The following is a 12,021-nucleotide window of genomic DNA, read 5'->3' on the forward strand; positions in this document are numbered from 1 at the left end:
GGTGGTCTCGACCGCTCGACGAGCTGCCGGACCGCCCGACGCTCAGTGAGCGTCGGGGCGCATGACCTTGGTGCGGAGAACGGACTCGTTCAGGGTGAGCTGGCGGTCGAACTCCTTGACCGTGGCCGGCTCGGCCTGCAGCGAGATGACGACGTAGATGCCCTCGGCGTTCTTCTTGACCTCGTAGGCCAGGCGGCGACGTCCCCAGACGTCGACCTTCTCCACGTTGCCGCCATCCTTGCGGATGACGTTGAGGTACTTGTCGAGCGACGGCTCGATGGTGCGCTCTTCAAGGCTGGGGTCGAGGATGACCATTACTTCGTAGGCACGCAAAGCGGTCTCCACCTCCTTCGGACTCGGCGGCCACGGCATCTCCGTGGCAGGAGGGCGCTGCGTTCTCCCGCTCCCGACGCCCTCGCAGGAGGCACGCCGTGGGTGGTGCGGGAGTCCTTCGCGGCCGGGATCCCGTCGGTGGGACCGGACGCAAAGACGCTCAAGGCTAGCAACTGCCCGACCCGGCGGCGAATCCCGGCGCCACGGGCCCCGGGCGCCACCGGCGATCCACAGGCATGAACCCGGGCAACCGGGGGTAGGGTCCGGCGCGATGACCGGAACCGACTCACCTCCACTCGCCGGCCGCTACGTGCTGATCGACCAGATCGGCGCGGGGGGCATGGGCTCCGTCTGGCGCGCCTGGGACCTGCGCACCCGGGCTTTCGTGGCCGCCAAGGTGCTCGGCCAGCACGACGGCGGCATGCTGCTGCGCTTCGTGCGCGAGCAGTCCGTGCGCATCCAGCACCCGCACGTGGTGGCCCCCGGCGGCTGGGCGGCCGAGGACAACCTCGTCATCTTCACCATGGACCTGGTCCGCGGTGGCTCCGTGCAGACGCTGCTGGGCGACCACGGTCCCCTGCCGGAGAGCTACGTGGCGGTGCTCATCGACCAGACGCTGCAGGCACTCGAGGCCGTGCACGGCGCCGGGGTGGTGCACCGCGACGTGAAGCCGGCCAACCTGCTCCTGGAGGCCACCGGCACCCGCCGCCCGCACGTGCGGCTCAGCGACTTCGGGGTCGCGGCGCTGATCGACGAGGTGCGCCTGACCCGCTTCCCCGGCGCGATCGGCACCGACGGCTACATGGCGCCCGAGCAGGCGCTGGGCGCCCACCCCGACCCCCGCCAGGACCTCTACGCCGTCGGCATCGTCGCGATCCAGCTGCTCACCGGCCTGGCGCCCCGCCAGCAGTCCGGGGTGCCCGACTGCCGGCTGCGTCCGCTGCTCGAGGCGCTGATCGATCCCGACCCCGAGCGCCGGCCGGCCTCCGCCACCGCGGCTCTGGGCCAGCTGCGCCAGCTCGGCGTCCCGCCCGGCGCCCCGTGGCAGAGCGACCCCGAGCCGCCCGAGGTCTTCGACCAGCTCGGGGAGGTCGACGTCCCCGACGGCCCGTCGTACGGCGGCGGCGACTCCGGTGCCGGCCCGTCCCTGGTCAAGTCCCCCGCCCGGGCCTCGACGCCCTCCCGGCCCGGTGGGTCCCGGCCCGGCGCCTCCGGACCCGGCGCGTCCGGGCCCGGTCGGGGCGGCCCCTCCGGCGCTGCCGGCCCCGCGTCCGGCCCGTCCGGCGCCTCGCCCTCCCCCTGGGCGCCACCGCGGGCCGGTGGACCGGCGCAGGGCCCGCCGAGCCGCGGCGGCAGCCGCCCGGTCCCGGGCGCGGCCCTCGCCCACAGCTCCGGCCCGGGCGCACGGATCGGGCACCAGCCCCAGCCGTCCACCTCGAACGCCGCGCTGATCGTCGCGATCGCCTGCTTCGTGGCCGCCCTCGGGCTGTGCGTGCTGGCGCTCTACCTGATGTTCGACTGACCGCCCGCTCGCGCGGCCCGCTAGGCTGCCGAGGTCGCGAGCCGAGGGGGTGGACGTGGACGACGTGAGCGAACGGCGCCGCCGGCAGTCCGAGCTGTACGGCGAGTCCGTCGACGTCCTGGCACGCCGCCTGCACCAGGTCCTCGGTCTGCCCGCCGCCGAGGTGGCGCGCACCATCGGGGTCTCGGTGCCGATGTTCATCCAGGTGCTGGAGGGTCGGCGCTCGCGCTTCGGGAACCCGCTGGCGATCCTGCGGCTGCGGATGCTGCACGACTTCCTGGGCCACCTCGAGGCAGGCGTGGCCGACCGCGCCGACATCGCGCTCACCCTCGCCCAGATCAAGGTCGCCACGACGCCGGTGCCCGGGGTGCCACCCTCGATGCCGATCCAGCCCGGGCGGCACGGGTCCGGGGTGCCGACCGGTGGCGCTGCCGCGGCCCTGGGGATCACCGCGGCCTCCCTGGCGCTGGCCCGGGAGCGGGTCGGCCGCCACGTCGAGCCCAGCCCCACCCGGCGCTGGCCGCTGCTCGAGCGCTTCACCGGCACCCAGACCTGGGTCAAGCACGAGAACCACCTGCCGACCGGCGCCTTCAAGGTGCGCGGCGGACTCAACTTCCTCGCCCGGCTGCTCACCGAGCGGGACCCCGGCGCCGGGCCGGTGCCCGGCCTGGTCGCGGCGACCCGCGGCAACCACGGGCAGAGCCTCGCCTTCGCCGGGGCCACACACGGGGTGCCCGTGGTGATCGTGGTCCCCGAGCACAACAGCCCGGACAAGAACGCCGCGATCGAGGGCTACGGCGCCGAGCTCGTCGTGCACGGCGCCGACTTCCAGGAGGCGCGCGAGCACGCCGGCCGGCTCGCCGCCGAGCGGGGGCTGATCCCGGTCCCGGCCTTCCACCCGTGGCTGGTCGAGGGCGTCGCGTCGTACCCCGCCGAGCTGCACACCTCGGTGCCGGACCTGGACGTGGTCTACGTCCCGGTCGGGATGGGCAGCGGGATCTGCGCCCACCTCGTGGTGCGCGACCTGCTGGCCCGTCAGACCGAGGTGGTCGGCGTGGTCAGCGCCGAGGCCGACGCCTACGCGCGCTCCTTCGAGGCCGGGCGCCCCGTCGCCACCGAGCGGGCGGGCACCTTCGTCGACGGCGTCGCCTGCCGCGAGCCCGACCCCACCGCGGTCTCACTGATCAACGCCGGCGCCGCCCGGATCGTCCGGGTCTCCGAGGAGCAGGCGGCCGAGGCGATGGCGCTCACCTACCGCACCACCCACAACCTGGCCGAGCCCGCGGGCTCGCTCGCGCTGGCCGGGCTGCTCACCGAGCGCGAGCGGGTCGCCGGACGCCGGGTCGCGGTCGTGCACACCGGGGGGAACGCCGACTTCGCCATGCTGGCCCAGGTGATGAAGGGGCGTTCCTGAGCCTCGGGCGGGCTTCCTAGACTGGCGGCCATGACCCTCCTCCTCGGTGCCCACGTCGACCAGACCGACCCGATCGCCGAGGCGAAGGCCCGCGGCGCGTCCCTGGTCCAGTTCTTCCTCGGCGACCCGCAGGGCTGGAAGGGCCCGGAGATCGCCTACGCCGGCGGCGCCGAGGCGCTGCGCGCGGACGCCGAGCAGGCCGGGATCGACCTGTACGTGCACGCCCCCTACGTGCTCAACGTGGCCACCACCAACAACCGGATCCGGATCCCCTCGCGCAAGATCCTGCAGCAGCAGGTGGACGCCGCGGCGTCGATCGGCGCGAAGGGCCTGATCGTGCACGGCGGGCACGTCAACAAGACCGACAGCCCCGAGAAGGGCTTCGACAACTGGCGCAAGGCCGTCGAGGCCACCGACCTCAAGGTCCCGCTGCTGATCGAGAACACCGCCGGGGGCGAGAACGCGATGGCCCGCCACCTGGACCGGATCGGCCGGGTCTGGGACGCGATCTCGGCCGCCGAGCAGTTCGACCGGGTCGGCTTCTGCCTCGACACCTGCCACGCCCACGCCGGGGGCAACGCGCTGGAGACGGTGGTCGCCGACGTCACCGCGATCACCGGGCGCATCGACCTGGTGCACTGCAACGACAGCCGCGACGCGTTCGGCTCGGGGGCCGACCGGCACGCAAACCTCGGCTCGGGCACGATCGGCGCCGACCTGATCGCCGCCGTGGTCCGCGAGGCCGGCGCCCCCGTGGTCTTCGAGACCCCGGGCGACGCCGCCCAGCACCGCGCCGACTTCGAGGCGGTCACCAGCCGCCTGTGAGCGCGTCGTACCCGCCGGGTCGTGTGCCTGGGGACGCGGCGCAGCGCGGCGTGGGGCACACGACCCTCCGGGGGTGGGCGGGCGCACGGCGCGCGCAGGGCGCGGCGCAGGTAGCCTCGGGGCCGTGTCCGCTCCCCTGATCGTCCGCACCGTCACCGACGCCGAGCATCTCGCCTTCGTGGCGAGCCGGCCCTCGGCGAGCTTCCTGCAGACCCCCGCCTGGGGGAAGGTGAAGCAGGAATGGCGCCGCGAGTCGCTGGGCTGGTTCCGGCCCGGGCCGGACGGTGCGGAGGAGATGGTGGGCGCGGCCCTGGTGCTCTACCGCCAGCTGCCCAAGCTCAAGCGCTACCTGGCCTACCTGCCCGAGGGCCCGGTCATCGACTGGGGCTGCGACGAGCTGGAGCCCTGGCTGGCCCCGCTCACCGCGCACCTGCGCAGGAAGGGCGCCTTCGGGGTCCGGATGGGCCCGCCGGTGATCACCCGGCGCTGGAGCGCGGCCCAGGTCAAGGAGGGCATCGCCGACGAGTCGGTCCGCCTCCTGGGGGAGCTGCCGCCCACCGAGCGCAGCCAGGTCGGCGCCTGCGTGGTCTCCCAGCTCGACGAGCTCGGGTGGCGACCGCAGGCGGTCGAGGGCGGGTTCGCGGCCGGCCAGCCGCAGTACGTCTTCCAGGTCCCGCTCACCCACCCCGACGGCACGCCACGCACCGAGGACGAGGTCCTCAAGGGGATGAACCAGCTGTGGCGGCGCAACATCAAGAAGGCCGACAAGTCCGGCGTCGTGCTCAGCACCGGCTCGGGCCCTGACGAGCTCGCCGCCTTCCACGCCCTCTACCTGCACACCGCCGAGCGCGACCACTTCACCCCGCGTCCGCTCTCCTACTTCCGCACGATGCGCGACGCGCTGAGCGCCGAGGCACCGGAGCGGTTCACCCTGCACCTGGCCCACCACGAGGGCGACCTGGTCGCCGCCACGATCGCGATCCGGGTCGGCACCCACGCCTGGTACTCCTACGGCGCCTCGTCGACCGAGAAGCGCGAGGTGCGCGGCTCCAACGCGATCCAGTGGGCGATGATCCGCGACGCGCTGGCCGCCGGCGCCGAGGTCTACGACCTGCGCGGCATCACCGACACCCTGGCCGCCGACGACCCGCACCTGGGGCTGATCCAGTTCAAGGTCGGCACCGGCGGCGAGGCTGTCGAGTACGCCGGGGAGTGGGACCTGCCGTTGAACCGGCCGCTGTACAAGGCCTTCGACCTCTACATGAAGCGGCGGTGACGCGATGAGCCTCACCCTCACCGTCGACGGCCCCCGCTGGCGCGCGCACCTCAAGCGGGTCGCCGAGGAGGCCCCGGGCCTGGTCCCGGTCGCCAAGGGCAACGGCTACGGCCTGGGCCTGGCCCGGCTGTCCCGCAAGACGCAGTGGCTGCACGACAACGGCCTCGGCGGCGACACGCTGGCCGTGGGCACCTACAGCGAGCTGCCCGAGGTGGCCCAGCGCTTCCACGGCGACCTGCTGGTGCTCACCCCCTGGCGACCCTTCGGCGCCGCGCTCGAGGTGAGCCCCGAGATCGACCCCGCGCTGGCCCGCCGGGTCATCCACACGGTCAGCCGGGCCGAGGACCTGCCGGCGCTGCTCGCGCTCGACCCGCACGCCCGCTTCGTCCTCGAGCACGTCACCACGATGCTGCGCCACGGGATGGGCGCGCGCGAGCTGCGCACGGTCGCGCCGCTGCTGCAGGCCCACCCGCACGCCCGCCTGGAGGGCGTGGCCTTCCACCTGCCGCTGGCCCAGGGCTCCCACCTCTCCCAGGTGCACCGGCTGATGACCGACGTGGTGGCCGCCGGGCTGGACACCTCGACGGTCTGGGTCAGCCACCTGACCGGCGCCGAGCTGACCCAGCTGCGCGCGTCGTACGCCGACTTCACGATCCGGCCCCGGATCGGCACCGCCCTGTGGCTCGGTGACCGCGGGGCCCTGCAGGTCAGCTCGACGGTGCTCGACGTGCACCCCGTGGAGCGGGGCGACCTCTTCGGCTACCGCGGCCGTACGGCGCCGCGCTCGGGCACCATCCTCGTGGTCAGCGGAGGCACCGCCCACGGGATCGGGCTGGAGGCGCCGACCGGGGACACCTCGATGAAGGCCCGCGCGGCCTCGCTGGCCCGCGGCGGGCTGGACGCGATGGGCTTCGTGCGCTCGCCGTTCAGCATCGACGGCAAGCAGCGGCTCTTCGCCGAGCCGCCGCACATGCAGGCCTCGATGCTGTTCCTCCCCCAGGACGCCCGAGTGCCCGCGCCGGGCGAGCAGCTCGACGTACGGGTCCGCTACACCGCCACCTGGTTCGACCGGGTCGAGGTCCGCTGAGCCTTCAGCTGAGCCGTCAGCTGCGCGCGAGCGGCGGTGGCTCGGCGGTGGCGGGCACCGGGGCCCGGACCGGGTCACGCTCCACCGGGTCGTGGCGCGGCACGAGCACGTCGCGCGCGACGACGACCACCAGGTAGATCTCGGCGGCCACCCGCAGCCCGATGCCCAGCCAGTAGAACCCGGCGTCGCCGCCGCCGGCCGGGGCCAGGTAGCCCCCGAGGTACCACCACACCATCGCGAAGTAGAGGATCTCGCCGGCCTGCCAGATCAGCAGGTCGCGCCAGCGCGGCCGGGCCAGCACCGCCAGCGGCAGCAGCCACAGCACGTACTGCGGCGAGTAGACCTTGTTCACCAGCAGGAACCCGGCCACGATCAGGAAGCCCAGCTGGGCCAGGCGGGGGGTCTGCGGCGCGCGCAGCCCGAGGATCAGCACGCCCACGCACCAAAGCAGGAAGAACCCCCAGGAGCCCTTGTTGACTACGTCGGCCGAGATGGTGAGGTCCCCCGCCTGCGCCACCACCAGCCACAGCGAGCCCAGGTCGGGGCCGCGCTCGGAGTTGAAGCTCCAGAAGACCTTCCACTGCTCGGGCCCGCTCAGGTAGGCGGGCAGGTTGGCCAGCACCCAGGCCACCGCGGCCGCGACGCTGGCCAGCGCCAGGTCGCGCCAGCGCCGCTGGCGCAGGCAGATCACCAGGATCCCGCCGAGCAGGAACAGCGGGTAGAGCTTGGCGGCCGTGCCGAGCCCGATCAGCACGCCGGTGAGCAGCGGCCGGTCGCGCGCCCAGGCCCACAGCGCGGCGGCGACCAGCGCCACCGGGAGCAGGTCCCAGTTGATCATCGCGGTGAGCACCAGCGCCGGCGAGAGCGCCCAGCCCGCGGCGTCCCAGGGCCGGCGCGGGTTCACCCGGCTCAGGAAGTACGTCGTGAGCAGCGCGACCAGGGCGAAGCCGATGGCGTTGACCGCCACGTAGAGCTTGCGCTCCTGCTCCACGCCGGGCGCCGCCCAGAGCTGGTCCTCGGGGGTCCGGTAGCGCTCCTCGAGGTCGGGGGAGCCGCTGATCCAGTGCGTCACCCACGCCGTGGCCCAGGCGTAGTAGGAGATCCCGACCGGGTACTCCATCACCTCGTGGCGCTCACGCACGTCCACGTCGTCGTCGTAGGGCCAGGCCAGCTCCACGAAGCCCCGGCCCGTGTAGAGGTAGGGCAGGTCGGAGTAGCACATCGCGCTGTAGCGGGTGTGGTCGTCGTGCCAGCCCCCGGTCCAGCACGGCGCCTTCTGCACCAGCCCGAGGGAGAAGCTGATCGCGGTCAGCGCCAGCAGCACCCGCAGCGGCGTCCACCACGGGTGCCTGGTGGCCCGGTGGCCCAGCGGTCCTCCGACCGACTCGCTGAGCGCTCGCACGACCCCGTCGTCACGGGTGGGTGCGATCCGGGCCACGGGCCGGGTCACCTGTCGGTGTCGGTGTCGCCGCCGCGACCCCCGAGGCCGCCCGGAGTGGGCGTCGTGGGCGGCGTGACGGGAGGAGACGGCACGGTCGGCTGCGACGGCGTGTCGCTCGGCGTCGGGGTGGGGGTCGGCGTCGGCGTCGGCGTCGGGGTGGGCGTCGGCTCCTTGCTCGGCTTCTTGCTGGGCTTCTTGGTGGGCTTCGGGCTCGACTCCTGCGTCGGCGGCGGGACGTAGGGGGCGTGGCCGCTGGCCGGGGCCTCACCGTCGACGTACGCCGGCTCGGGGAAGTCCTGCACCTCGAGGCCGTCCATCGCCCGCAGCATCACCGAGGTCCAGGTCCGGGCCGGGTAGGAGCCGCCGTAGAACTCCGGCAGGAAGCCCTCCAGGTCCTCGTTGCCCTTGCCGCGCAGGTACACCACCGAGGTGGCCATCTGCGGGGTGTAGCCGGTGAACCAGGCCGACGAGACGCCGCCGTCGCCGTTGGTGGCGGTGCCGGTCTTGCCCGCGGCCGGGCGGCCCAGCGACAGCGCCGCCGTGCCCGAGCCGGAGGAGACCACCTGCTGCAGCGCGTAGGAGACGTCGGCGGCGACGTCCGGCTCCAGGGCCTGGCGGTTCTTGACCCGGTGGTTGTACTTGACGTCGCCGTAGCGGTCGACGACCTTCTCGATCAGGTAGGGCTCGGACCAGACGCCCTCGTTGGCGATGGTGGCGTAGGCGTTGGCCATGTTGATCGGGCTGACCACCGCGCTGCCCAGCGCGACGCCGGTGACCGGCTCCAGCCCGGGGCTGCGACGGGGGAAGCCGTAGTTGCTGCCGTCCTCGGCCGGGATGCCCATCTGGTTGGCGGTCCGGATGATCTTGCGCGGCCCGTCCTCGAGCGCCAGCGTGAGGTCGATGAACGCGGTGTTGATGGAGTTCTCGGTCGCGGTCAGCAGGCTCACCGTGCCGTAGTCCTCGTCGCCCTGGTTCTCCACCTCGCCGCCGTCGGGCAGCTCGTAGGGCGAGTTGCCGTCGAAGGTGTCCTTGAGCGCGAAGCCCTCCTTGAGGGCGGTCGCGACGGCGAACGGCTTCAGCGTCGAGCCGGCCATGCCGCCGGCCCGGGCCCAGTTGATCTGCGAGCGCAGGTAGTCCTGGCCGCCGTAGAAGCCGCGCAGCGCGCCGGTGCCGGGCTCGACGCTGGCCACGCCGATGTGCATCTCCTTGTCGCTGAGGTCGGGACGCTCCTCGAGCACCCCCTCCTTGGCGGCGTTCATCGCCTTCTCGCTCAAGGTGGTGGTGACCTTCAGGCCGCCGCCGTTGACCTCCTCCTCGCTGAAGCCCAGGCGCAGCAGCTCGTCCTTGACCAGCGTCAGGGCGTGGCCGCGCTGGCCGCCGTACTGGCTGTTCTCCTTGATCCGGGGGAACTTCGGCAGGCGCCGGGCGGCCTTCTCGGCCTCCTCGGCGGTGGCGGTCTCCATCTCGACCATGCTGTTGAGGGTGTACTCGTAGCGGTCGAGCAGCCGGGCCTTGGCCTCCGGGCCGTTCGCCGGGTCCATCCCCGAGGGGTTGTTCAGCACCGAGGCGAGCACCGCGCTCTCGCGCAGGTTGAGCTTCTTGGCCGGCTTGTTGAAGTACGCCTCGGCGGCGGTCTCCACGCCGTAGGCGCCGCGCCCGAAGTAGATCGTGTTGAGGTAGCCCTCGAGGATCTCGGACTTGCTCATCTGGCGCTGGATCTTCAGCGCCAGGAACGCCTCCTTGACCTTGCGCGTGACGGTCTGCTCCTGGCTGAGGTAGGCGACCTTCACGTACTGCTGGGTGATCGTCGAGGCGCCCTGGCGGGCGTTGCCCTTGGCGTTGCTGAACGCCGCGCGCAGGATGCCCTTGGGGTCGATGCCGCGGTCGGTCCAGAAGCTCCGGTTCTCCGCGGCCACGACCGCGTCCTTGAGCTGGTCGGGCATCTTGTCGAGGGTGATCGACTCACGCTTCTGGGTGGCGAACTCGCCGACCTCGGCCTTGCCGTCCTCGTAGTAGATGTTCGTCGTCTGCGTCTGGAAGTCCTTGTTGGGATCCGGCAGGTCGGTGCTCTGGTAGAGGTAGACCACGATCGCCGTCGTCAGCAGGGCGGCCGCCAGCAGAAGCCACAGGAACCAGTGGAAGATGCGGCGTACCAGGCCCTTCTTGGGCTTGGTCTGCTTGCCGCCGGGGGTCTGCTCGGTTGCCTTGCGCTTTCCGCTCAACTGGGGTCTCCGCTGGTCGACGACGTGGCCGCACCCGGGCAGGCGGACAGGCCGCCACCCGAGCGCACCCCCCAGCGTACGCAACTCGTGGGGTGGCCCGGGTATTCGCCGTGCACGGATATATCGCTACGATAGGTCGCGTGGCACGTCGTGGAGAGACCATCGAGCTAGCAGTCCTCGGACTGCTGCACGAGGCACCCATGCACGGCTACGAGCTCCGCAAGCGGCTCAACCTGATGCTCGGGTGGGGTCGCGTGCTGTCCTACGGCTCGCTCTACCCGGCGTTGAAGAAGATGCTGCGCAGCAACCTGATCGCCGAGACCACGGTGGCCCCGGCCACCGTGACCCGGCGCCCGCGCATCGTCTACCAGCTGACCGAGTCCGGGCAGCAGGAGTTCAAGCGACTGATGTCGGAGGTCGGTCCCACCGCGTGGGAGGACGACAACTTCGACATCCGCTTCGCCTTCTTCGGTCGCACCGACATGGAGATCCGGCTGCGTGTCCTGGAAGGACGCCGCACCCGCCTCCAGGAGCGGCTCGAGCGGGTCCAGAGCCAGCTGTCGCGGGCCCAGAAGGAAGTGGACCGGTACGCCGTGGAGCTCCAGCGCCACGGTGTCGAGTCCGTCGAGCGCGAGGTCCGATGGCTCTCGGACCTGATCAACGCCGAGCACGAGGCCCGTCGCAGCAGCATCGCGAAGAGCCCGGAGCCGGCACCGGAGTCGCCCCCGGGCGTCGCGAAACCCCACCTACCCGAGGCACAGCCACAGGGCTGACCACCACCAACGAACCGAGAAGACAGGAGATCCCGATGGGCTCGGTACGAGTAGCAATCGTGGGGGTCGGCAACTGTGCCACCTCCCTGATCCAGGGCGTCGAGTACTACAAGGACGCCGACCCGAACGCCAGCGTGCCTGGCCTGATGCACGTCGCCTTCGGCGACTACCACGTCAAGGACGTCGAGTTCGTCGCCGCCTTCGACGTCGACGACAAGAAGGTCGGCAAGGACCTCTCCGAGGCCATCAACGCCTCGGAGAACAACACCATCAAGATCAGCGACGTCCCCACCCTGGGCGTCGAGGTCCTGCGTGGCCCGACGCTCGACGGTCTGGGCAAGTACTACCGCCAGACCATCGAGGAGTCGAGCGCCGAGGCCGTCGACGTGGTCCAGGTGCTGCGCGAGCGCCAGGTCGACGTGATGGTCTCCTACCTGCCGGTCGGCTCGGAGCAGGCCGACAAGTTCTACGCGCAGTGCGCGATCGACGCCGGGGTGGCGTTCGTCAACGCCCTGCCCGTCTTCATCGCCTCCGACCCGGTCTGGGCGAAGAAGTTCGAGGACGCCGGCGTCCCGATCGTCGGTGACGACATCAAGTCGCAGGTCGGCGCCACCATCACCCACCGCGTGATGGCGAAGCTGTTCGAGGACCGCGGCGTAACGCTGGACCGCACCTACCAGCTCAACGTCGGCGGCAACATGGACTTCAAGAACATGCTCGAGCGTGAGCGTCTGGAGTCCAAGAAGGTCTCCAAGACCCAGGCCGTGACGTCGAACCTCACCGGCTCGCTGGCCGACAAGATCAACGACCGCAACGTCCACATCGGCCCGTCCGACTACGTGGCGTGGCTCGACGACCGCAAGTGGGCCTACGTGCGCCTCGAGGGTCGCGCGTTCGGTGACGTCCCGCTCAACCTCGAGTACAAGCTCGAGGTCTGGGACTCGCCCAACTCGGCCGGCATCATCATCGACGCCATCCGTGCGGCGAAGATCGCCAAGGACCGCGGCATCGGTGGCCCGATCATCTCCGCGTCGTCCTACCTGATGAAGTCCCCGCCGGTGCAGCTGCCCGACGACGAGGGTCGCGCTCGCGTGGAGGCGTTCATCCGCGGCGAGGAGTGACCTCCTC

The 12,021-nt window shown here is 72.0% G+C and carries 10 protein-coding genes; 7 read left to right on the forward strand and 3 right to left on the reverse strand.

Translation table 11 applies throughout. The features are described 5' to 3' along the window. Positions 1-42: 42 nt before the first annotated feature. Positions 43-333, reverse strand: a complete 291-nt coding sequence (gene rpsF / locus AC6EH9_RS01905; RefSeq protein ID WP_498420607.1) for a 30S ribosomal protein S6 — start codon at positions 331-333, stop codon at positions 43-45. 271 nt (positions 334-604) lie between these two features. On the opposite strand from rpsF, the gene AC6EH9_RS01910 reads away from it, so the two are divergent. The 5 genes from AC6EH9_RS01910 to AC6EH9_RS01930 all read left to right on the forward strand — a co-directional run bounded on the left by AC6EH9_RS01910 (position 605) and on the right by AC6EH9_RS01930 (position 6,457). After that, positions 605-1,855, forward strand: a complete 1,251-nt coding sequence (locus AC6EH9_RS01910; RefSeq protein ID WP_498420001.1) for a serine/threonine-protein kinase — start codon at positions 605-607, stop codon at positions 1,853-1,855. A gap of 55 nt (positions 1,856-1,910) precedes the next feature. Continuing rightward, positions 1,911-3,269 carry a threonine dehydratase gene (locus AC6EH9_RS01915; RefSeq protein WP_498420002.1) on the forward strand — a complete coding sequence of 453 codons (1,359 nt, stop codon included), beginning with the start codon at positions 1,911-1,913 and terminating at the stop codon, positions 3,267-3,269. Between the two features lie 30 nt (positions 3,270-3,299). Continuing rightward, positions 3,300-4,094, forward strand: a complete 795-nt coding sequence (locus tag AC6EH9_RS01920; RefSeq protein WP_498420004.1) for a deoxyribonuclease IV — start codon at positions 3,300-3,302, stop codon at positions 4,092-4,094. A 124-nt stretch (positions 4,095-4,218) separates the two neighbouring features. Further along, positions 4,219-5,370 carry a lipid II:glycine glycyltransferase FemX gene (locus AC6EH9_RS01925; protein ID WP_498420005.1) on the forward strand — a complete coding sequence of 384 codons (1,152 nt, stop codon included), beginning with the start codon at positions 4,219-4,221 and terminating at the stop codon, positions 5,368-5,370. 4 nt (positions 5,371-5,374) lie between these two features. Then, complete coding sequence (locus AC6EH9_RS01930) at positions 5,375-6,457, forward strand: alanine racemase (RefSeq protein WP_498420006.1); 1,083 nt, start codon at positions 5,375-5,377, stop codon at positions 6,455-6,457. Between the two features lie 16 nt (positions 6,458-6,473). Here the strand turns inward: AC6EH9_RS01930 and AC6EH9_RS01935 are convergent, their stop codons facing one another. Further along, positions 6,474-7,895 carry a glycosyltransferase family 87 protein gene (locus AC6EH9_RS01935; RefSeq protein WP_498420008.1) on the reverse strand — a complete coding sequence of 474 codons (1,422 nt, stop codon included), beginning with the start codon at positions 7,893-7,895 and terminating at the stop codon, positions 6,474-6,476. A gap of 8 nt (positions 7,896-7,903) precedes the next feature. Beyond that, a complete protein-coding gene (locus AC6EH9_RS01940) occupies positions 7,904-10,120 on the reverse strand; it encodes a transglycosylase domain-containing protein (protein ID WP_498420010.1) in 2,217 nt (738 codons plus the stop codon). Between the two features lie 140 nt (positions 10,121-10,260). Here AC6EH9_RS01940 and AC6EH9_RS01945 point away from each other — a divergent pair, with 140 nt between their 5' ends. Both AC6EH9_RS01945 and AC6EH9_RS01950 read left to right on the forward strand, forming a co-directional pair. Continuing rightward, complete coding sequence (locus tag AC6EH9_RS01945) at positions 10,261-10,893, forward strand: PadR family transcriptional regulator (RefSeq protein ID WP_498420012.1); 633 nt, start codon at positions 10,261-10,263, stop codon at positions 10,891-10,893. Between the two features lie 35 nt (positions 10,894-10,928). Continuing rightward, positions 10,929-12,014: an inositol-3-phosphate synthase gene (locus AC6EH9_RS01950; protein ID WP_498420014.1), complete on the forward strand. Its 1,086-nt coding sequence runs from the start codon at positions 10,929-10,931 to the stop codon at positions 12,012-12,014. Positions 12,015-12,021 lie beyond the last annotated feature (7 nt).

The organism is Nocardioides sp. Z21_20 (assembly GCF_059766585.1).